The organism is Rathayibacter sp. VKM Ac-2759, assembly GCF_009834225.1.
GTDB lineage: Bacteria > Actinomycetota > Actinomycetes > Actinomycetales > Microbacteriaceae > Rathayibacter.
Genome location: NZ_CP047176.1, coordinates 1,306,033 through 1,326,619, shown reverse-complemented (window position 1 = coordinate 1,326,619; position 20,587 = coordinate 1,306,033). Strand labels below are relative to the sequence as shown.

Genomic DNA, 20,587 nt, shown 5'->3' with positions numbered 1-20,587 from the left:
CACCGAGCCTCATCAGCTCAGCCGCGACTCCAGGGCGACGAGCTCGGAGCGCAGCGCCGTGAACGCCCGGGCCCGGTGGCTGCGGGCGTTCTTCTGCTCCGGCGCCAGTTCCGCGGCGGTGAGGGACCCCGACTCCGGCACGAAGACCGGGTCGTAGCCGTGGCCGTTGGTGCCGCGCGGGGCGGCGGCTATCTCACCGTCCCAGCGTCCCTCCACCACGATCTCCTGGCCGCCCGGGATCACGGAGCCCGGGACGACCAGCGCGATCGTGCAGCTGAAGTGCGCGCCGCGGTGCTCGGCCCGCACATCGGCGAGCTGAGCGAGCAGCAGCTCGAGGTTCGCGGTGGCGTCGTGCGCCCGGCCCGACCAGCGCGCCGAGAAGATGCCGGGGGCGCCGCCGAGCACGTCGACGCAGATCCCGGAGTCGTCGGCCAGCGCGACGAGGCCCGTGTGCGCCGCCGCCGCGCGCGCCTTGATCAGCGCGTTCTCGGCGAACGACACGCCGTCCTCGACCGGCTCGGGCCCGTCGTAGGCGCGCACGCCGACTCCCGGCAGCGCCCCGGAGAGCATGGCGCGGAACTCCTCGACCTTGCCCGCGTTGTGGGTGGCGAGGACGAGATCCAGGCTCACGCGGACGGCTCCGCGGCGAGCGCCTCCGCCTGGATGCGGGCGAGGTCGGCGGAGCCGGCGACCGCGAGGTCGAGCAGCGCGTCGAGCTCTCGGCGGTCGAAGGGCGCGCCCTCGGCCGTGCCCTGCACCTCGACGAAGAGACCGCGGCCCGTGACGACGACGTTCATGTCGGTCTCGGCCCGCACGTCCTCGACGTAGGCGAGGTCGAGCATCGGGACGCCGTCGATGATGCCGACGGAGACGGCCGAGAGGCTGTCGATCAGCGGAGTCGCCTTCTGTCCCACGTACTTCTTGCCCCGCGCCCACTCGATCGCGTCGACCAGAGCGACGTAGGCGCCCGTGATCGCCGCGGTGCGGGTGCCGCCGTCGGCCTGGAGGACGTCGCAGTCGATGACGATCGTGTTCTCGCCGAGCGCCTTCATGTCGACCACCGCGCGGAGGCTGCGGCCGATCAGGCGCGAGATCTCGTGGGTGCGCCCGCCGACCTTGCCCTTGACCGCCTCGCGGTCCATCCGCGAGTTGGTCGAGCGCGGCAGCATCGCGTATTCGGCGGTCACCCAGCCCTTGCCCTTGCCCTGCAGCCAGCGCGGGACGCCGTTGGTGAAGGAGGCGGTGCACAGGACCTTCGTGTTGCCGAACGACACGAGCGCCGAGCCCTCGGCCTGAGTGCTCCAGCCGCGCTCGATGGTCACGGTGCGCAGCTCGTCGGCCGCGCGGCCGTCCTTGCGCTTCGCGGCAGTGCTGGCGGTGCTGTCGGTCACTGGGGGCTCCCTGTCTGCGGCGCGGCCCGGTCGAGCTCGCGCAGGTTGATGGTTCCGGTCTCGACGAGATCGACGCTCGAGACCTCGGGGCCGAGGAACCGGCGGGCGAGGCGGACGAAGTCGCTCGATCCGGTCTCCTCCCAGCGGTAGCTCGGCGGGGCGGAGGAGGTGCGCTGCAGGCCGTGCGCCACGAGCGTCCGGTAGACGTCGAGCGCGGTCTCCTCGGCGCTGGACACCAGGCGGACGTCGGGGCCCATCACGTAGGCGATGGCGCCGCGCAGCAGCGGGTAGTGGGTGCAGCCGAGCACGAGGGTGTCGACTCCGGCCGCCTTGAGCGGGGCGAGGTACTCCTCGGCCAGCGCCAGCAGCTCGTCGCTCCAGGTGATCCCGGCCTCGACGAACTCGACGAAGCGCGGGCACGCCGCGGTCACGAGCTCGAGGTCGGGGGCGGCGACGAAGGCGTCGTCGTAGGCGCGCGAGCGGATGGTGCCGACCGTCCCGATGACCCCGACCCTGCGGTTGCGGGTGTCGCGCACGGCGCTGCGCACCGCGGGCTGGATGACCTCGACGACCGGGATGCCGCGGCCGATCGTGTACCGCTCGCGGGCGTCGCGCATCATCGCGGCCGACGCCGTGTTGCAGGCGATCACGAGCAGCTTCGCGCCCTGGTCGACGAGCGTGTCGAGCGTGTCGAGGGCGTAGGCGCGGACGTCGGCGAGGGGCTTGGGCCCGTAGGGCGAGTGCGCGGTGTCGCCGAGGTAGACGATCGACTCGTTCTGCAGCTGGTCGATCACCGAGCGGGCGACGGTGAGACCGCCGACCCCGGAGTCGAAGATGCCGATGGGTGCGTCCGTCACGGGAGACGAGCCTACCCGCGGGCTCGTGGAACACTGATCGGATGGATGCGACGTCGTTCCTCACCGACCGGTACGAGCTCACGATGGTCGAGGGCGCTCTGGGCAGCGGCACGGCCGACCGGCGCTGCATGTTCGAGGTGTTCGCCAGGAGCCTGCCGGCCGGCCGCCGCTACGGCGTGCTGGCGGGCACCGGCCGCCTGCTCGAGCTGATCTCGCGCTTCCGCTTCGGCGAGCCGGAGCTCGACTGGCTGCGCGAGAACCGCGTGGTCGACTCCCGCACGCTCGACTGGCTGGCCGACTACCGCTTCCGCGGCGACGTCTGGGGGTACCACGAGGGCGAGGTCTACCTCCCCGGCTCCCCCGTGCTGATCGTCGAGGCGCCCTTCGCCGAGGGGGTGCTGCTCGAGACCCTCGTGCTGAGCGTCCTCAACCACGACAGCGCGGTGGCGAGCGCCGCCGCCCGCATGGTGTCGGCCGCCGACGGGCGTCCTCTCGCCGAGATGGGCTCGCGCCGCGCAGGCGAGCGCTCGGCCGTCGCCGCCGCCCGTGCCGCCTACATCGCCGGCTTCGGCGCCACCTCGAACCTCGAGGCGGGTCGCAGCTGGGGTGTGCCGACGATGGGCACCTCCGCGCACGCGTTCACCCTGCTCCACGACTCGGAGGAGGCGGCCTTCCGCGCGCAGGTCGCCGCGCTCGGCCCCGGCACGACCCTCCTCGTCGACACCTACGACGTCACGGCAGCGGTCGACCTGGCCGTCCGGGTGGCGGGCACCGGCCTCGGCGCCGTCCGGATCGACTCCGGCGACCTCCCCCAGCAGGTGGCCGCCGTGCGCGCGCAGCTCGACGGCCTCGGGGCCACCGGCACGAGGATCACGGTCACCAATGACCTCGACGAGTACGGCATCGCGGCCCTCGCCGCCTCCCCCGTCGACTCCTACGGGGTCGGCACCTCCGTCGCCACGGGGTCCGGCCACCCGACGGCCGGCATGGTCTACAAGCTCGTCGCGCACGAGGACGACGCGGGCGAGTGGGTCGCCGTGGCCAAGAAGTCGATCGCGAAGGCGTCGATCGGCGGCCGGAAGGCGGCGGGGCGCCTGCTCTCGGAGGACGGCGTCGCCCTCGAGGAGGTCGTGCACGTCGGCGCCGGACCGGAGGGCGCCGTCGGCGAGGGCGAGCGCCCGCTGCTGGTGCCGCTGGTCGAGGGCGGCGGGATCCTCCCGGCCCACCTCGGCGCGGCGGGCGTCCTGGCGGCCAGGGAGCACCACGCGAACGCGGTGCTCGAGCTGCCGCAGGACGCCCTGCGCCTCGGCCGGGGAGACCCGGTGCTGCCGACGCGCTACGCCTGAGCCCGGCTACTTCATCCGGGCGTAGATCTCCTTGCAGGACGGGCAGACCGGGAACTTCTCGGGGTCGCGGCCCGGCAGCCACTTCTTGCCGCAGAGGGCGCGGACGGGCTTGCCGGTGAGGGCGCTCTCGAGGATCTTGTCCTTCGGCACGTAGTGCGAGAAGCGCTCGTGGTCGCCGGGCTCGATGGTCTCCTGGTTGAGGAGCTCCTCGAGCTCGCGGTCGAGCGTGGCGGTTCCTCCTCCGCCCTCGAGGGGGTCGGAGCTCTTGTTCGTGGGGAGGGTCGTCATGGCGAGGATTCTACGCGCGGCACTGCCGGGGAGGCTCAGTAGCGGCTCGTGAACGAGACCAGCTCCGCCGCTCGCCGGTCGAAGAGCCACCCGCCCAGCAGCACTCCCAGCACGAACACGACCACCGCGCTGCCGAACCCGGTGAGCACCGCGGTCGACACCGCCTCCTGATCGACGAACAGCGCGCGGATCGCGAGCACGACCGTCGGCGCGGCCAGGAGCAGCCCGAGCCCGAAGGCGAGCGCCTGCGGTCCGGCACCGCTCGCGCCCGGCGCCTGGGGCTGCACGAAGGCGCTGTCGCCCGGCCGCGGCGCCGGGTAGGCGAGGCGCGCCGACACGGCGCTGGCGACTCCGGCGGGCACGAGGAGCAGGCAGGTGTTGGCGGCGAGCAGCACGGGGAAGGAGCCGTCGAGCCCCGAGGTCGCACTGCTGACGAGCGAGCCGAGCAGCACGATCGGCAGCCCGAGCAGGAGGGTCGGGAACGCCCGGCCGAGGCGGTCCGCACGGCCTCGGACTCCCGCCGCCACGTGCAGCCAGAACGCCGAGCCGTCGTAGGCGACGTCGTTGTGCAGGAACCAGCCGAGGAAGAGCACCACGAGCGGCACCGGCAGCAGCGAGAGAAGCGGGAACGGCACGCCGACGACCGCCAGCAGCACGAGGGTCACGACGGGCAGGAGCGGCACGGCGACGAGGGAGCCCTGGTAGCGAGGGTCGCGCGCCCAGTAGGTGATGCTCCGGGCGGCGATCGCACCCGCGGGAGAGGCGGGGAGCAGATCGAACCAGCCGAGCCGCACCCCGCGCGCGGGGCGGTGCGTGCGCTCCGGTCGCTCGGTGAGGAGCCGGACCATCAGCCACCAGAGGCCCGCCGCGACCGCGAGGGTGAGCAGCGCGATCAGGAGCGGCGGTGCCGGGTCGCCCGCGACGGCCGCCGGAGCGATCGCCCACGCGGCGCCGAAGGGCGAGGAGGCGAGAGCGCCGAGGGCGCGCGAGCCCGCGCCTCCCCAGTCGAGCCCCGTGACGAGGACCAGGGCCACGGGCACCGCGAGCATCAGCACGAGCCCGAGCACGGCGAGCAGCTCCCGCGCCGTCCGCGAGGGGACCAGCGCGGCCGAGGCGGCGAGCCCGATCCGCGCGAGCAGCGCGCTGGTGAGCACCCCGAGGAGCGGGCCGACGACGGCGAGCAGCCCCGCCTCCGGGAACACCGGGACGAGGGCCGCTCCGAGCACGGCGAGCGCCAGGACCGGCACCGAGACCAGCCCCGTGAGCGCGAGGGCCGCCGCGAGAGGGCCGCTCGGGATGCCGAAGAGCCGGAACGCCCGCGGGTCCATCGGGTCGACCGGCCCGAGCAGGAAGGGCAGCGCGAGGAAGCCGAGGGTCAGGAGCGATCCCCCGGTGACCACCGCGTCGCCGGCCAGCGCCGACGACGGCTCGAGCGCGCCGAGGGCGGCGACCAGCCCCGCCGTCGCGGCGATGACCACGAGGACGCCGAGCACCGCCCCGGCACTCGCCGCGGGCCCGGAGCGGAACGCCCCGAGCAGGACGTCGAGCCTCAGCCGGAGAAGTCGTGCAGCCACTGCAGCCCCTCGGCGATCTGCTTGCCGCCCGCGAGCTCGAGGAAGCGCTCCTCGAGGGTCGCGGTGCCGGCGACCTCCGCGACCGACCCGGAGGCGAGCACCCTGCCGCCGACGATCACGGCCACGTCGTCGCAGACCCGCTCGATGAAGTCGAGGCCGTGGCTCGAGAGCACCACGGTGCCTCCGCCCGCCACGAAGCGCCGGAGCACGGTGATCACCGCCGCGGACGACACGGGGTCGACCGACTCGAACGGCTCGTCGAGCACGAGAACCCGCGGCGCGTGGATCATGGCGCCGGCGAGGGCGACCTTCTTGGCCATGCCCGCGGAGTAGTCCGAGATCAGCCGCTCGAGCGCGTCGGTCAGCCCGAGGGCCTCGGCGAGCTCGACGATGCGCTGCTTCGCCGTCGCGCGGTCGATCCCGCGCAGTGAGGCGGAGTAGTAGAGGAACTGCGCGCCGGTCAGGCGGTCGAAGAGGCGGAGCCGGTCGGGCAGGACCCCGATGAGCCGCTTCGCCGCGGCGGAGTCCTTCCAGACGTCGACGCCGTGCACGAGCACCTGACCGGTGTCGGGGCGGAGGAGCCCCGTCATCATCGAGAGGGTGGTCGTCTTGCCTGCGCCGTTGGGCCCGATGATGCCGCAGAAGGTGCCGGCCCTCACCTCGAGGTCGATGCGGTCGACGGCGACCGTGCGGCCGAAGGTGCGGGTGAGGCCGCGGAGGGCGAACACGGCGGACGAGGCCTCGTCGGCCGGCTGCTCCTCCGGCGCCTCCTGGACGAGCGCCTCCTCGGCGCCCGGCGCCTCTTCCGCGATCGGCGACTCCGCGGGGGGAGCTGCCTCCGGCTCGGTTCCCTCGGCGTTCGTCGCGGACGTCATCCGGCTACGGTACCAAGTCGCCCGGCGCCGGACGGGGCCCGCGACACGTCGAGACGTCAACCACCCTGGCCTGAGGGATCGGGAACTGTACACTAAGTCCTGACCCAGGGAGCAATCAGATCGATACGCAGCGGTTAACACGAGGAGAAGACATGGCGATCCACTCGGATTCACGGAGCAGCACGAGCGGTACCCCCGCCTCGGTCGTCATCCTCGCCGCGGGCATGGGCAGCCGGCTCGGCCGCTCCCTCCCCAAGCCGCTGACCCCGCTCAGCGACGGCCGCACGATCATGCAGCAGCAGTTCGACAACATCCACCACGCCTTCGGCACGACCACGCCGGTCAGCATCGTGGTGGGCTACAAGCTCGAGCACATCATCGAGGCGTTCCCGTCGGCGTCGTTCGTCTACAACGAGCAGTACGACCAGACCAACACCTCCAAGAGCCTGCTGCGCGCCCTCCAGGCGTCCGGCCAGGGCGGCGTCCTCTGGATGAACGGCGACGTCGTCTTCGACCCGCGCATCCTCGACCGCACGGCCGCGCTGATCGCGAAGGAGACCTCCTTCGTCACCGTCAACACCGCCAAGGTGTCGGACGAGGAGGTCAAGTACACGACGAGCGCCGAGGGCTACATCGACCAGCTCTCCAAGACGGTGCGCGGAGGCCTCGGCGAGGCCGTCGGCATCAACTACGTCTCGGCCGCCGACAAGCCGGCGCTCATCCGCCAGCTCGCCCGCGTCGACGCTCAGGACTACTTCGAGCGTGGCATAGAGTTGGCGATCGAGCAGGACCGACTGCTCGTCGAGCCGATGGACATCTCCGACCTCTACGCCGTCGAGGTGGACTTCGCCGAAGACCTCGAGCGCGCGAACCTCTTCGTCTGACGCTCGCGGCTCCTCCGCCGGCTCGAACGGCCAGGAGGAGTCACCCGCGATGAGCACAGCAGCGGCATCCGACGCCTCGGCCGAGGCGGCGGTCCGCCACCGCCGCTCGCGAGCGTGGCGCTACCGGCACTCGCTGTGGCTGCTGACGAAGCGCGACCTCACGGTCCGCTACGCCACGAGCGCGCTCGGCTACTTCTGGTCGGTGCTCGATCCGCTGGTGATGTCGGGCATCTACTACTTCGTCTTCTCGGTCGTCTTCGACCGCACGGTCGGCGAGGACCCGTACATCGTCTTCCTGCTCGCGGGGCTCCTCCCCTGGATGTGGTTCAACCAGGCGACCTCCGATGCGACGCGCGCGTTCCTCAAGGAGGCGAAGCTCGTCCGCTCGACGTCGATCCCGCGCACCATCTGGGTCGGCCGGATCGTGCTCTCCAAGGGCATCGAGTTCGTCGCGAGCATCCCGGTCCTGGTGCTGTTCGCGGTCGTCGCGGGCGCGGAGGTCACCCCCGCCGTCCTGCTCTTCCCGGTGGCGATCCTGCTGCAGGCGGTTCTGACGCTCGGCGTCGGCCTCCTGGTCGCGCCGCTCGTGGTCTTCTTCCGCGACCTCGAGCGCGTGATCAAGCTCGTGCTGCGCTTCCTGTTCTACGCATCCCCGATCATCTACTCGACCGCCAACCTGCCCGCCGAGATCCGGCCGTGGGCCGCGCTGAATCCACTGAGCGGCATCTTCGCGCTGTACCGGTCGACGTTCTTCGCGAGCGAGCTCGACGTGCAGCTGATCCTCACCTCGGCGCTGATCTCGGTGCTGCTGCTCGTCGCGGGCCTGATCGTCTTCCGCCGCTCCGAGCGCGCGGTCCTGAAGGAGCTGTGATGGCGTCGCCCGCCTCGTCGCCCGTCGTCATCGCCTGCCGCGGTCTGGGGATCAGCTTCCGCCGCAACCGCCGCGGTCGCCGCTCCTTCAAGGACCTCTTCGCCGGCCGCTCGCGCCGCTCCCGCCCGGGCGAGTTCTGGGCCCTCCGCGGGCTCGACGTCGAGGTGCGCGCCGGTGAGGCGATCGGCGTCGTCGGCCGGAACGGCCAGGGCAAGTCGACCCTCCTGAAGCTCGTCGCCGGAGTGGTTCTGCCGGACGAGGGCGTCGTCGAGGTGCACGGCGGAGTCGCTCCGCTCATCGAGATCACCGGCGGCTTCGTCGCCGACCTCAGTGTCCGCGAGAACGTCTACCTGACGGCGGGCCTGCACGGGATGTCGCGGCGCGAGGTCGATGCGCGCTTCGACTCGATCGTCGAGTTCGCCGAGATCGGCGACTTCCTCGACACCCCCTACAAGCACCTTTCGAGCGGCATGAAGGTGCGGATCGCCTTCTCGGTCGTCTCACGGCTCGAGGAGCCGATCATCCTCGTCGACGAGGTGCTGGCCGTCGGCGACAAGGCCTTCCGCGAGAAGTGCTACGCGCGGATCGAGGAGCTCCTCGCCTCCGGGAGGACGCTGTTCTTCGTCTCGCACAACGAGCGCGACCTCCGCCGCTTCTGCACGCGCGGGCTCTACCTGGACAAGGGCCGACTGGTGCTCGACGCACCGATCGAGCAGGTGCTCGCCCGTTACGCTGAGGACTACGCGCCGAAACCGCAGGCCGCCGCCGACTGACGTCGCGTCGCGCCATCCCGCGGTCGGCAGACGACGCAGGAGTAGCAGGACATGGCCGACCGCAAGCGCACGCGCGACCTCGAGAAGCGGATCGACGACACGTCGGGCTCGGACGCCCAGGTCGAGAACGCGCAGCTCGCCAGGATGCTCGATCGGCTCCTCGCCGTCCAGCGTCCCGCCGTGCTCGCGAACATCCGCGCCCTGCGCCGCCGCCGGCCGAACGCGACTCCGGAGCAGCTCATCACTTCGCTCGAGCGCCAGTACCTTGCGAGCGTCGCCGCCGGAGGCGCGGCCATCGGCGCCACCGCGGTCGTCCCGGGGCTCGGCACCGTCACCTCCGTCGCCCTGTCCGGGGCGGGCGCGGCCGGCTTCCTCGAGGCCAGCGCGCTCTTCGCGCAGTCGGTGACCGAGGTGCACGGCATCCCCCTCGTCGACCCCGAGCGGGCGCGGGCGCTCGTGCTCACCCTGATGATGGGCTCCTCGGGCAGCGACCTCGTGCGCCAGGTCGCCGGGCAGGCGACCGGAGGCGGGGCCGGTCTCAACCAGTACTGGGGATCGGTCGTGACGAAGGGCCTGCCGTCCTTCCTCGTGGGCGAGATCGCCGACCGGGCGAAGCGCTCCTTCACCCGGCACTTCCTCACCCAGCAGGGCGCCGGGCTCGTCGGGCGCGCCATGCCGTTCGGCATCGGCGCGGCCATCGGAGGCGTCGGCAACGCGATGCTCGGCCGCCGCGTCGTGCAGAGCGCCCGCGACGCCTTCGGCCCCGCCCCGCAGGTCTTCGCGAACGCGCTGGTCCTCGAGCCCACCCGCGCCGAGCGGAAGGCGCTCGCGGCCGGGCCCGCCGAGCCGCTCGAGCTCTACGTGCGCGACTACGGCGGATCGGGCGAGCGGGTGGCGCTGCTGCTGCACGGACTCGCCTCGGACTCGCGCGTCTGGTACGCGCTCGTCCCCACGCTGCAAGAGCACGGCTACCGGGTGATCGCGCCCGACCTCGCCGGGCACGGCGGGTCACCGAAGTCGCCGTCCTACTCGTCCGAGCGCTGGGCGGGCGACGTGCGGGCGTCGGTGCTGCAGACTCCGGACCTGATCATCGGCCACGGCCTGGGCGCCGTCGTCGCCGCACGGCTCGCCGACGCCTACCGGCCCGAGCGGCTGGTCCTCCTGGACCCCGCCTTCTCGGACTCCCGAGGGCTCGGCGGGGCGCTGCACCGGGCCGGCTCGCTCGTGCAGGTCGAGAAGGGCGACGCCGACGACGTGCGCCGCCGCCACCCGATCTGGACCGACGAGCAGATCGAGCTCGACGTCTCGGCGCACCGCCTCTGGGATCCGGCCTCGGCATCGGGGCTCACCGCGAAGGACGCCGCGGACGCCCCGGAGGGCTTCACCGTGCCGACGCTCGCGGTGCTCCCCGAGGACCCGCTGGGCCACGCCTCGCTCGCGTCCGTGCTGACCGGCCGCGGCGTCGAGGTGCGCACCGTCCCGGGCGCGGGAGCGTCGATCCTCCGCGAGGACCGCGCCGCACTGATCGCGGCCCTGGCCGACCGGATCTGACGGCGCTGCGCCTCCCGCTGCCGCCGCGATGACCCGCTCGCATCGGTCGTGCGCCTGACTCCTCGCGGGGCGGCGGAGCCGGGCGGCGGCTACTTCTTGGAAGCGCGGGCCGCGGCCTTCGCGGCCTGCTTCGTCTCGCGGACCTTCGTCAGCGACTCCGGCGAGACGATGTCGGCCACGGAGCGGAACGAGCCCTCCTCGCCGTACGCACCGGCCGCCTCGCGCCAGCCCGCGCCGTCGAAGCCGCGCTGCTTGCCGAGCAGAGCCACGAAGATCCGCGCCTTCTGATCGCCGAAGCCGGGGAGGGCCTTCAGCCGCGCGAGCACGGTGCGCCCGTCCGGATCGTCGCGGGTCCAGATCGTCGACGCGTCGCCGTCCCACTCGTCGACGAGGGCGCGGCAGAGCACCTGCACGCGCCCGGCCATGTTGGCCGGGTAGCGGTGGATCGCCGGCGGCGTGCGGCACAGCTCGGAGAACGCGTCCTCGTCGAACGCGGCGATCGACTCCGCATCGAAGGAGGCGCCCTCGGCGTCGAGTCGCTGCTCGATCTTGAGCGGACCGGAGAACGCGGTCTCCATGGCGACCTGCTGGTCGAGGAGCATGCCGATCAGCAGCGCGAGCGGGTCGCGGCTGAGCAGCGCGTCGGCGTCGGCGTCGTCGGTGATGTGCAGGGCGGGTGCGGCGGTCATCCTCCAGGGATACCACGGACACCCGGCGATCCGGCCGACCCGGTGAGCCGGCGGACCGTCCGGTCGAGGACGCCGAGCGCCTCCGCCAGCTCGAGATCGCTCGCTCCGCCGTAGCCCAGCACGAGCGCCTCCTCCTCGGCCCGGCCCGAGAGGGCGTACTCGTGCAGCGTCGCGACCCGCAGCCCCTCCTCGAGGAGCGCCGCCGCGACCTCCCCCGCGGGCAGCGGCACCGAGAGCACGACGTGCAGGCCGCCGTCGAGACCGCTCGCCGACCCCCAGTCGATGCCCTCGGCGAAGCGGCGGACGAGCTCGCGGCGGTGCGCGTACCGGCGGCGCGAGCGGGTGAGGTGGCGCCGGAACGCTCCGTCGGCCATGAACGCGGCGAGCGCCTCCTGCGTCGGCCCCGAGACGGAGGCGTCGCGCTCCGCGTCGAGCTCGGCGAGGGCCGGCCGCAGCCACGAGGAGGCGGGCAGGGCCAGGTAGGCGACCCGCAGCCACGGCGAGACGGTCTTCGAGAACGAGCCGACGTGCGCGACTCCCCCGGCGGTGTCGAGCGAGGCGAGGGCGGGCAGAGGGGCGCCGACGTAGCGGAACTCGCTGTCGTAGTCGTCCTCGATGACCAGCATCCGCCCGGCGGCCGAGCGGCGGACCAGCTCGAGGCGGTCGGCGAGGCCGAGTCGCCCGCCCGTGGGGTACTGGTGCGACGGAGTGACCACCACCACGTCCGCCCTCACCGCGTCGAGTGCCGCGAGGTCGATGCCGTCGCCCGCGACGGCGATGCCGACGACCTCGTGCCCCTCCGCCCGTAGGCGCCTGCGGACCGCGGGGTAGCCCGGGTCCTCGACGGCGACGCGCACCGCGCGGCCGAGCGCGCCGCTCGCCGCCCGCACGAGCAGGGCGACCGCGTCGGCCGTGCCGCTCGTCACGACCACGTCGGCCGCGTGCACAGCGAGGCCGCGCGAGCGCCGCAGCTGGTCGGCGATCTGCTCGCGCAGTCCGGGGTCGCCCGTGGCGACGGGCAGAGCGGAGGGAGGTGCGGCGAGCGCCGGTCGCCAGGCGGCCCGCCACTCCGGGGTGTCGAGGCCGCGGGTGTCGGGGCGGCCCGGCCGCAGATCGAGCCGCGGATCGGCGGTCGACGCGGGCCGCGCCTCCGCTGCCGCCGGCGGCGCCGGGGCGGGGACGACGATGCCGTCCGTCGCGACCGACACCCCGGCACGGGGCCGGGCGACGAGGTACCCCTCCCCCACGAGCTGGTCCACGGCGGCGACGACACTGCCGCGCGAGACGCCGAGCTGCTCGGCGAGGACGCGGCTCGACGGGAGGGGGTCGCCCGCTCGGTACCGCCCGTCGAGGACCGCCGCGCGCAGCGCCTCGGCGAGCGTCGCCCGCACCCGGCCGCGCGCCGCCGGCTCGTGCAGCAGCGGACGCTCCAGATCACCCGATGCCATGCGACCCTCCGTACTGGACCACTCGGATAGCGCCCCAGTGGCATTCTGACAGATCCAGAGCGGCGATGAGGATGAGGCCATGACCACTCTCCCCGCCACTGACCGCACCCGTGTCACCCGCCTCCGTGACCGCCAGGTCACCGACCGGGGTGCGCTCGACGCGATCCTCGACGAGGCCCTCCTCGCGCACGTCGCCGTCGTGCGCGACGGCGTCGTGATCGTGCTGCCGATCCTCTTCGCCCGCGACGGCGACCGGCTCCTCCTGCACGGCTCGAGCGGGGGCGGGCTCCTGCGGGCGGCGGCCCAGGGCGCGCCGCTCACCGTCTCGGTGACGCTGGTCGACGGACTCGTCGTGGCCCGGTCGACCTTCGACAGCTCGATGAACTACCGCTCCGCCATGATCCTCGGCACCGCCCGGACGGTCGAGGGGGCGGAGAAGGCGAGAGCGCTCGAGCTGCTCTCCGCGCGCCTGCTCCCCGGTCGCGAGCGCGAGGTGCGCCCGAGCACACCGCGCGAGATCGCGGCGACCCTCGTCCTGCAGCTCCCGCTCGAGGAGGCGAGCGTCAAGGTGCGCGCGGCCGGGCCGTCCGACGACGACGCCCAGACCGACGGGGTCTGGGCCGGGGTCGTCCCGGTCGTCACCCGCACCCTCGCGCCGGTCGCCGCGCCGGGGTCCGACGCGCACGTGCCGCCGTCGGTGGCCGCCTTCATCGAGGCGGTCGACTCGGCGGCACCCGCGTTCCGGTAGCCGCTACTTCGCGTCCTGACGCGGGAAGACGACCTTCTGCACGACGATGATGACCGAGGCGGCGACCGGGATCGCGACGAGCGCCCCGAGCACACCGGCGATCGTGCCGCCCGCGACGGCGGCGATGACCACGACGGCACCGGGCACCGAGACGGCGCGGTTCATGATCCGCGGGCTCAGGACGTACGCCTCGACCTGCATGTAGACGAGGTAGTAGATCGCGGCGACCAGGGCGGTGACCGGCGAGGCCAGGAGGCAGGCGAGCGAGATGATCACGGCGCCCGAGATGGTGCCGACCAGCGGGATCAGCGAGCCGAGGAACGCGACGCAGGCCAGGAGCGCGGGGACCGGTCCGCCGATGATCAGCAGCAGGATGAAGGTCAGGATGCCGTTCACCGCGGCCAGCGACACCTGCCCGACGACGTAGCGCCCGACGGCTCCGGTGATCTCGTCGCCGACCTCGTGCGCCTTGGAGCGGTGCGAGGCGGGGGCGAAGCGGTACGCGACCGACTTCATCGAGCGCAGCGACGCGAGGAAGTACAGCGTCAGGATGAGCACGATGATCGATCCGGTGACGCCGCTGGCGATGCCGGTCCCCACCGCGAGGAGTCCGCCGCCGAGCGAGAGCAGGTTGTTGGGGTCGCCGATGAAGCTCTGCACGCTGCTGATCAGCTCGTCGACGTCGACGACGCCGCGCAGCTGCTGCTCGAGATCGAGCACCCACGGCTGCGAGGCGATGTCGGTCACGATGCGGGGAGCGCTGGTGACGAACAGGGTCAGCTGCTCGACGAGGATCGGGATGATGTAGAGCAGGAGCCCCGCGAAGATCAGGACCACCGCGGCGAAGACCATCGTGATCGCGAGCGGACGCGGGATCCTCTTGCTCTCGAGCCAGGACACCAGAGGGTCGAGGCCGAGCGCGAAGAACATCGCGACGAAGATGTAGGTCAGGACCGTTCCGAGCTCGACGACGAGGCCGCCGAGCACCAGTGCGACGAGTACGCCGAGACCGCCGAAGAGGCCGATGCGGAACGAGCGGATCGTGAAGACCGGCTTGTCCGGGTCGGTCGACACCACGATGTCGGGCTCGACGGGCGGCGGTGTGGCCGCCGTCCCGCGCCGGCGGGAGCGGGCGAAGGCGCGCGGGGTGATCATGCGTCGAGCGTAGCGGGAGGCCGAGGAGCCCCCCGCGCCGCCGGGCGGGCCTTGACGGCGGCTCGGCTCAGCCTTCCGGATCGTGGTCGTCGACGGCGGGATCGTCGCGGTGCAGGGCCGAGTGGCTCTCCCACTCCTCTAGGAGCGTCTCGATGGCGGCGTGGAACCGAGCGGTCGCGGCACCGGGCGTCGTGTCGCCGAAGTAGTGCGCCACCCAGCGCTCGAGACGCTCGACCGAGGCGTCGTCGTGCTCGACCGCCCCGATCCGATCGGCGATCGCGGAGGCGTCCTCGGCACGCAGCCACTCGGCGTCGCCCAGGTAGCCGGTCTCGTCGACCTCGGCGTCGGGGCTCGTCGGCCGGGTGACCATCAGCGGGCGTCCCGTCGCGAGCCGGTCGTAGACCATCGCCGACACATCGAGGATCGCGACGTCGGCCGCCGCCAGCTGCCAGCCGAGCTCGGCTCCCGTGTCGTGCACGTGGTGCGCGCTCGGATCGGCGGCGTTGGCCGCGGTGAGCAGAGCGACGATGCGGCGATCGGCGGCACCGTACTCCGGATCGACGGCACCGCTGCGCGGATGCGGCCGGTAGATCAGGCGGTACCGGCGGTCGGCGAGCAGCGCCTCGGCGAGCGCGACCCCGTGGCTCCGGATCGAGCCGTAGCCGGCCGCCGGGCGGTCGCCCTCCCAGGTCGGCGCGTAGAGCACGACCTGGCGCTCGTCGGGGGCGAACGGCGTGCGGCCGGCGAAGTGATCGGCCTGCGGGCGCCCGATCGCGAGGGCGCGCTTGTCGAAGTCGAAGTCCCAGAGCACCCGGTGCAGGCGCGCCAGCGCGGCGTCGCCCGCGATGAAGCTGTAGTCGTACGCCTTGTACTGGTTGGTGGTCATGTACATCTTGTCGCTCTCGCCGTGGTTGACGAAGACGTGCCACCGGCGGCCGTACCGCATCATCTGGAAGTTGCGCGAGTTCTGGTTGACGTACAGCACGATCCGCAGCGGCTGCTCGGCGATCGTGCTCTCGAGATCCGCGACCGAGCGGACGTAGGCGACCGGCACGGGGCTCTCGCGCAGCAGCACCTCGGCGGCGCTCGCGTTGCGCGAGAGCAGCACGACCGGGTGCGTGCGGCTCAGCTCCTCGAGCGGCCGGTACCACTGCCGCACCTGGTAGAGGTTGATGTCGCCGTCGGCGAAGTAGACGCCGATCTCGAATCGGCCGGTCGGCAGCGGGCCGCGGGCGTCGAGGAGCCGTGCGACAGCGTGCCGCGCGCGGCGAGCGGCCAGCAGCTCGAGTCCCACCCGGCGCGCGAGGACCGCGTCCGTGCGGAGGCGGTCGAGGACGTCGCGGAGTGCCGGCATCGGAACAGGCTACCCGGGCGGGTCAGGCGGGCGTCACCCGGAGCCAGACGAACTGGAGCGGCGCCAGCCGGAAGCCCTCGCGCAGGTCGACCGTGATCTCGGTGACCAGGTCGAGCGCCCAGGCGTCGAACCCGGCGAAGCGCTCCGGATCGATCTCCTGCACGTCGTCGGAGACGTTCGCCAGCACGAGCAGCGACTCGCCCTCGCCCGGTCGCTGGTAGCCGAGCACGTGGCGGTTGACCGCGTCGAACACCGTCAGCTCGGTGCCGGCGAACAGCGGCACGGCCTTCCGGATCGCGATGAGGTGCAGGAGCCCGCCGAAGATCTCCCCGGCGTCGGTGCCCGGGGTCTCGCGCTCGGCGTAGCGCTCGGCGGGACGGCGCGGCCGGTTCACCCAGCGGGAGTCGCCCGCGGTCGACGGGTCGTCGACGTAGCTGTAGTCGTTCAGCTGCCCCACCTCGTCGCCGAGGTAGATCAGCGGCAGTCCGCCGGTGCTGAGCGCGATCGAGTGCGCGAGGAGGACGCGGTCGATCCCGTAGGCGTCGCCCGCCTCCACTCCGGCGAGCGAGGCCGTCGTCCCCGAGACGCGGCGGTCCCCGGTGCGCGGATTCTCCTGGAACGGCACACCGCGGGCGAAGGTGCCCTCGAAGCGGTCGGTGTAGAAGTCGTTGAGGAAGCGGCGGTGGCCCGCGGCGTCGATGCCGAGCTCGGCCGCGTCCTCATCGGCGAAGGTCCAGCCGATGTCGTCGTGCCCGCGCACGTAGTTGACCCAGGCCGTCCCCTCCGGCAGCGCGTGCCGGCGCTCGAGGGCCTGCGAGAGGAGGCGGACGTCGCGGGTCGCGAGCGCCTCCCACGTCAGCGCCATCTGCAGCGGGTTGTACGAGATCTGGCACTCCTCGAGGTCGATGTACTCGACGACCTCGTCGGGGTGCACGATGGCCTCCGACTTGAACAGCAGCGACGGGGCCGCGAGCCGGCAGACCTCGTTGAACGCGCGGAGCAGCAGGTGCGCCTCGGGCTGCGACTCGGAGGTGGTGCCGAGCTTCTTCCAGATGAAGGCGACCGCGTCCATCCGGAGCGCGTCGACGCCCTGGTTGGCGAGGAAGAGCATCTCGCCCGCCATGGCGCGGAAGACCTCGGGGTTGGAGTAGTTCAGGTCCCACTGGTAGCGGTGGAAGGTGGCCCAGACCCAGCGGCCGTCCTCGAGCTGCACGAACGAACCGGGGTGGTCGTCGGGGAAGATCTCGCGGGTCGTGCGCTCGAAGGCGTCCGGCTGCTCGCGGTCGGGGTAGATCCAGTAGTAGTCCTCGAAGCGCTCCTCGCCCGCGAGCGCCCGCCGGGCCCACTCGTGCTCGTTCGAGGTGTGGTTGAAGACGAAGTCGACGACGAGGGCGATGCCCTGCTCGCGGAGCTCGGCGGCGAGGCGGCGGAGGCCGTCCATGTCGCCGAGGTCGGGGCGCACGCGCCGGTAGCTCGACACCGCGTAGCCGCCGTCCGATTCCCCCTCGGGGGCGTCGAAGATCGGCATCAGATGGAGGTAGTTGAGCCCGATCTCGCGGAAGTACGGGATCTGGGCGCGCAGCCCCTCGAGGTCGCCGGCGTAGCGGTCGACGTAGCAGACGCCGCCGAGCGCCTTGTTCGAGAGGTACCAGTCGGGGTGCTGCTGCCGGGCGCGGTCGAGCGCCCGCAGGTCGTCGGGGCGCTCCTCCCACGAGGTCGCGGCGAGCTCGACCAGGGCGACGAGCTGGTCGGCGAGGTCCTCGCGACCGGCGTAGACCTCCGACAGGAGCTCGACGAGCCTCGGGAGGTGCGCGTCGAGACGGGCCTGGAACTCCGGGTCGGTCGCGGCGCCGCCGGACTCGTCGACCCGGCCCCGCACCGTCTGCAGGAGTTCAGGGGGTGTGAGCGCGCTGGAGAGCAGCTGCGTCGAATCGAACACCGTCGTCCTTTCGGGAGCCTCCCGCCCGTTCGGGGGCGGATGCCCCGATGCTAGACGATCGGGGGACGCCCGGCGAACGCCATGCGGAGCACCGTGCGCCACGACAGGACGCGCCGCTCGCCGGGATCGGACCGCCATCCCTCCCGCCAGCCGGCGAACCACGCGCCGAGGGCGGCGGGGTCGCGCGCCCAGCGGAGGCACTGGATCGCGGTCCAGGAGGCGACGTAGGCGAGGGCGAGGGGGCCGGGCAGGTTCCGCCGGGCGAGCCAGACGCGGTTGCGCGCATTGAGCCGGTAGTAGTCGGCGTGCCGGGTCTGCTGGATCACGGGGTGCTCCGCCGCCAGCTCGCCCGCGTACCAGGTGGTGCGCCCGGTGTCCCAGACCCGCCAGGCGAGCTCGATGCCCTCGTGCGCGTAGAAGAAGGGAGCGGCCCAGCCGCCGGTCTGCTCGAAGACGTCGCGGCGGAGCACCACCGCCCCCTCCCAGACCGAGAACACGGGACCGGACCGACGAGCGTCGCCCTTCCGGATCCGCGGGATCCAGCGTCGGGGCGCGGGAGTGCCGTCGGTGCTGTCGACCCGCGGCTGCACGAGCCCGATCCGGCGCGGGGAGCGCAGGAGCGCGACGGCGTCGGCGAGGAAGCCCGGCGACGGCACGCGCGCGTCGTCGTCGAGGAAGAAGAGGTACTCGCCCGCCACGGCCGGGACTCCGGCGTTGCGCCCCGCCGGGATCCCGAGGTTCTCGGGCAGGGCGAGCGCGCGGACGCCCTCGGGCAGCCCGGTGGGCTCCCAGCCGTTGCCGACGCAGACGACGTCGAGCACGACACCGCGCTGGGCGAGGACGCTCGCGAGCCCCGCCGCGAGGTCGTCCGGCCGCGTCCCCTGGGTCAGGACGACGACTCCGACGCGGGGCTCAGGAGCGGACACGCTTGGACGCCATGATCGCGACGAAGTGCCCGATCAGGGCGAGGAAGGCGAGCGGCAGCAGCGCCGAGACGAGGACGCGGTCGGCCGTGGAGGCGCCGACGACCAGCCCGACGAGCGCCGCCGCGAAGGCGAGCATGGTCAGCTCGACCGAGTGGTAGAGGCGGTGGAACGGCAGGAAGCGCGCGGCGCGGCGCAGGCGCGCGAGCCCGGAGGAGGACGGCACCGCCTCGCCCTTCGTGTCGGCCAACCTGGTGAGCCCCGCGTTGGCGCGGGCCACGTGCACCATGTCGTTGAGGGCCTTGTTGAGGACGATGACCAGCGCGAGCGCGAGCCCGATGGTCGTCCAGAGGTAGTCGGCGGGGGCGTCGAACGGGAGACCCGCCGCGCGCAGCCCGAGCGCGATCGGGATGAGCGCCTCCGTCGTGTAGTGCCCGACCTTGTCGAGGAACACGCCGGCGGGCGACGAGGTGCGGCGCCAGCGCGCGACCTCGCCGTCGCAGCAGTCGACCAGCATCTGCAGCTGGCCGAGCAGGAGCGCCAGGGCGGCCCCGGCGATGCCCGGGATCAGCAGCGCCGCGGCGGCGCTCCAGCCGACCAGGATCATCAGGCCGGTCACGCCGTTCGCCGAGATCGACGTGCGCAGGAGGAGCCAGGTGAGGTAGGGCGAGAAGCGCCGCAGGTAGAGCGAGGCGGTCCAGTGCTCCGCGTTGCGGCGGCCCCTCACCTCCGGCGGCTGCGCCACCGCCCGGAGCTCGGCGATCGATCGCGGTCTCGTGGTCTGGCTCATGCGCCCCTCGCTGGGTCGGCCCGCGGCTGGTGGCGGTGGGCGGAGATGTTGCTCGTCAGCCCGGCGAAGCCGAGCACGAAGCCGGTGCCCCAGGCGACGTGGATCGACGGGATGACGACGGCGAACCACAGCATGGCGCGGATCCCGTCGGGACGCGCGACGACGACGGTGGCGAGCGCGACCAGCAGGAGGTAGCCGACGGGGACCGCGAGGCCGAGCAGCAGCCAGGGAGCGGCTCCCACGAGAGCCTGGACGACTCCGCCGAGCCCCGCGAGGAGCCCCAGCGCGAGCAGGGCGACGAGCACCGGCGGCGCGAAGTAGCGCAGCGAGCGCGAGGCCGGGAACAGCCGCGTCAGCTCGCCCCGCCACATCCCGGTCGAGAGGAACTGCCGCAGCAGCGCGCGCATCGACGGGCGCGGGCGGTAGGTCACCGTGAGGCGCGGAGTGAACCACACGACGCCGCCGAGCTCGCGGATCCGGCGGTTGAGCTCCCAGTCCTGCCCGCGCTTGAAGCGCTCGTCGAAGAGGCCCGCGCGCTCGAGCGCGGCGCGGCGGAAGACGCCGAGGTAGACCGTCTCGGCCGGCCCCTCCTGACCGCCGACGTGGTGCGGCGTGCCGCCCAGGCCGATGCGCGAGCCGTAGGCCCGGGCGACGGCGCGCTGGAACGGGGTGAGACCCTCCGCCGCCATCACCCCGCCGACGTTGTCGGCCCCGGAGCGCTGCAGCGCGGCGACGGCCTCGCGGGCGTAGTCGGAGGGCAGGACCGAGTGCGCGTCGACGCGCACGACGACCGGGTGTCGCGACGCGCGGATGGCGGCGTTGAGCCCCGCGGGAGTCGAGCCGACGGCGTTCGGCACAACGCGGATCCGCGGGTCGGCCGCGCTCAGCTGGGCGACGAGCTCCTCGGTGCCGTCGATGCTGGGGGCGACCGCGAGCACGATGTCGAAGGGTCCGGAGTAGTCCTGCGCGAGCAGGGAGTCGACCGCCGCCCTCACGTGGGTGACCTCGTTCAGCACCGGCATGACGTAGGAGACGCCGGGCAGATCGGAGAGGTCGTCCGTCGGTGTCTCGGGCTGCATGTGTCCAGTTCGTGAGGCGGGAGCACAACCCTAGCAGCCCCCGAGGACAGGT

Annotated in this window: 20 protein-coding genes; 6 read left to right on the top strand and 14 right to left on the bottom strand. The window is 73.0% G+C overall.

Going from position 1 to position 20,587, the window contains the following annotated elements; genetic code table 11:
* Window positions 1-12: 12 nt before the first annotated feature.
* Genes rdgB through murI form a run of 3 tightly spaced genes read right to left on the bottom strand, consistent with a single transcriptional unit; the run spans window position 13 to window position 2,248 of the window.
* Entirely contained in the window at window positions 13-630 is a 618-nt protein-coding gene (gene rdgB / locus GSU68_RS06005; RefSeq protein ID WP_159906391.1) for an RdgB/HAM1 family non-canonical purine NTP pyrophosphatase, read from the bottom strand.
* Window positions 627-1,391, bottom strand: a complete 765-nt coding sequence (gene rph / locus GSU68_RS06000) for a ribonuclease PH (protein ID WP_159906389.1) — start codon at window positions 1,389-1,391, stop codon at window positions 627-629. Before rph ends, rdgB begins: the two co-directional genes overlap by 4 nt.
* Complete coding sequence (murI, locus tag GSU68_RS05995; protein WP_159906387.1) at window positions 1,388-2,248, bottom strand: glutamate racemase; 861 nt, start codon at window positions 2,246-2,248, stop codon at window positions 1,388-1,390. Before murI ends, rph begins: the two co-directional genes overlap by 4 nt.
* Window positions 2,249-2,289: 41 nt before the next feature.
* On the opposite strand from murI, the gene GSU68_RS05990 reads away from it, so the two are divergent.
* The gene (locus GSU68_RS05990; RefSeq protein WP_159906385.1) at window positions 2,290-3,594 is read left to right on the top strand and encodes a nicotinate phosphoribosyltransferase; all 1,305 of its coding nucleotides are present in this window, start codon (window positions 2,290-2,292) and stop codon (window positions 3,592-3,594) included.
* 6 nt (window positions 3,595-3,600) lie between these two features.
* Here the strand turns inward: GSU68_RS05990 and GSU68_RS05985 are convergent, their stop codons facing one another.
* The 3 genes from GSU68_RS05985 to GSU68_RS05975 are packed head-to-tail and all read right to left on the bottom strand — an operon-like array spanning window position 3,601 to window position 6,331.
* Window positions 3,601-3,882: a DUF3039 domain-containing protein gene (locus GSU68_RS05985; RefSeq protein ID WP_159906383.1), complete on the bottom strand. Its 282-nt coding sequence runs from the start codon at window positions 3,880-3,882 to the stop codon at window positions 3,601-3,603.
* A gap of 35 nt (window positions 3,883-3,917) precedes the next feature.
* Window positions 3,918-5,456 carry a hypothetical protein gene (locus GSU68_RS05980; RefSeq protein WP_159906381.1) on the bottom strand — a complete coding sequence of 513 codons (1,539 nt, stop codon included), beginning with the start codon at window positions 5,454-5,456 and terminating at the stop codon, window positions 3,918-3,920.
* Complete coding sequence (locus tag GSU68_RS05975) at window positions 5,432-6,331, bottom strand: ABC transporter ATP-binding protein (protein WP_159906379.1); 900 nt, start codon at window positions 6,329-6,331, stop codon at window positions 5,432-5,434. The genes GSU68_RS05980 and GSU68_RS05975 overlap by 25 nt, the downstream gene beginning before the upstream one ends.
* A 152-nt stretch (window positions 6,332-6,483) precedes the next feature.
* Between GSU68_RS05975 and GSU68_RS05970 the strand changes: the two genes are divergently transcribed.
* The 4 genes from GSU68_RS05970 to GSU68_RS05955 are packed head-to-tail and all read left to right on the top strand — an operon-like array spanning window position 6,484 to window position 10,410.
* The gene (locus GSU68_RS05970) at window positions 6,484-7,215 is read left to right on the top strand and encodes a phosphocholine cytidylyltransferase family protein (RefSeq protein WP_159906377.1); all 732 of its coding nucleotides are present in this window, start codon (window positions 6,484-6,486) and stop codon (window positions 7,213-7,215) included.
* A 49-nt stretch (window positions 7,216-7,264) separates the two neighbouring features.
* On the top strand, window positions 7,265-8,086 hold the full coding sequence (locus tag GSU68_RS05965) for an ABC transporter permease (RefSeq protein WP_159906375.1): 822 nt from the start codon (window positions 7,265-7,267) through the stop codon (window positions 8,084-8,086).
* The gene (locus tag GSU68_RS05960; RefSeq protein WP_159906373.1) at window positions 8,086-8,859 is read left to right on the top strand and encodes an ABC transporter ATP-binding protein; all 774 of its coding nucleotides are present in this window, start codon (window positions 8,086-8,088) and stop codon (window positions 8,857-8,859) included. Before GSU68_RS05965 ends, GSU68_RS05960 begins: the two co-directional genes overlap by 1 nt.
* A gap of 51 nt (window positions 8,860-8,910) precedes the next feature.
* Window positions 8,911-10,410 (top strand): alpha/beta hydrolase, encoded by a 1,500-nt coding sequence (locus GSU68_RS05955; protein ID WP_159906371.1) that lies wholly within the window; start codon window positions 8,911-8,913, stop codon window positions 10,408-10,410.
* 89 nt (window positions 10,411-10,499) lie between these two features.
* On the opposite strand, the gene GSU68_RS05950 is transcribed toward GSU68_RS05955, so the two are convergent.
* Both GSU68_RS05950 and GSU68_RS05945 read right to left on the bottom strand, forming a co-directional pair.
* Entirely contained in the window at window positions 10,500-11,099 is a 600-nt protein-coding gene (locus GSU68_RS05950; protein WP_159906369.1) for an HhH-GPD-type base excision DNA repair protein, read from the bottom strand.
* Complete coding sequence (locus GSU68_RS05945) at window positions 11,096-12,547, bottom strand: PLP-dependent aminotransferase family protein (RefSeq protein ID WP_159906367.1); 1,452 nt, start codon at window positions 12,545-12,547, stop codon at window positions 11,096-11,098. Before GSU68_RS05945 ends, GSU68_RS05950 begins: the two co-directional genes overlap by 4 nt.
* A 79-nt stretch (window positions 12,548-12,626) precedes the next feature.
* Between GSU68_RS05945 and GSU68_RS05940 the strand changes: the two genes are divergently transcribed.
* Window positions 12,627-13,295 carry a pyridoxamine 5'-phosphate oxidase family protein gene (locus GSU68_RS05940; RefSeq protein ID WP_159906365.1) on the top strand — a complete coding sequence of 223 codons (669 nt, stop codon included), beginning with the start codon at window positions 12,627-12,629 and terminating at the stop codon, window positions 13,293-13,295.
* Window positions 13,296-13,298: 3 nt separating this feature from the next.
* Here the strand turns inward: GSU68_RS05940 and GSU68_RS05935 are convergent, their stop codons facing one another.
* From GSU68_RS05935 to GSU68_RS05910, 6 genes are all read right to left on the bottom strand, one after another.
* A complete protein-coding gene (locus GSU68_RS05935; RefSeq protein WP_159906363.1) occupies window positions 13,299-14,450 on the bottom strand; it encodes an AI-2E family transporter in 1,152 nt (383 codons plus the stop codon).
* Between the two features lie 67 nt (window positions 14,451-14,517).
* On the bottom strand, window positions 14,518-15,804 hold the full coding sequence (locus GSU68_RS05930; protein ID WP_244259405.1) for a hypothetical protein: 1,287 nt from the start codon (window positions 15,802-15,804) through the stop codon (window positions 14,518-14,520).
* A gap of 22 nt (window positions 15,805-15,826) precedes the next feature.
* Window positions 15,827-17,683, bottom strand: coding sequence for an amylosucrase (locus GSU68_RS05925; protein WP_244259462.1), 1,857 nt, complete (start codon window positions 17,681-17,683; stop codon window positions 15,827-15,829).
* A 110-nt stretch (window positions 17,684-17,793) separates the two neighbouring features.
* Complete coding sequence (locus GSU68_RS05920) at window positions 17,794-18,669, bottom strand: glycosyltransferase (RefSeq protein ID WP_159906359.1); 876 nt, start codon at window positions 18,667-18,669, stop codon at window positions 17,794-17,796.
* Window positions 18,656-19,456, bottom strand: coding sequence for a CDP-alcohol phosphatidyltransferase family protein (locus GSU68_RS05915; RefSeq protein ID WP_159906357.1), 801 nt, complete (start codon window positions 19,454-19,456; stop codon window positions 18,656-18,658). The genes GSU68_RS05920 and GSU68_RS05915 overlap by 14 nt, the downstream gene beginning before the upstream one ends.
* On the bottom strand, window positions 19,453-20,535 hold the full coding sequence (locus tag GSU68_RS05910; protein ID WP_159906355.1) for a glycosyltransferase family 2 protein: 1,083 nt from the start codon (window positions 20,533-20,535) through the stop codon (window positions 19,453-19,455). Before GSU68_RS05910 ends, GSU68_RS05915 begins: the two co-directional genes overlap by 4 nt.
* Window positions 20,536-20,587: the final 52 nt, after the last annotated feature.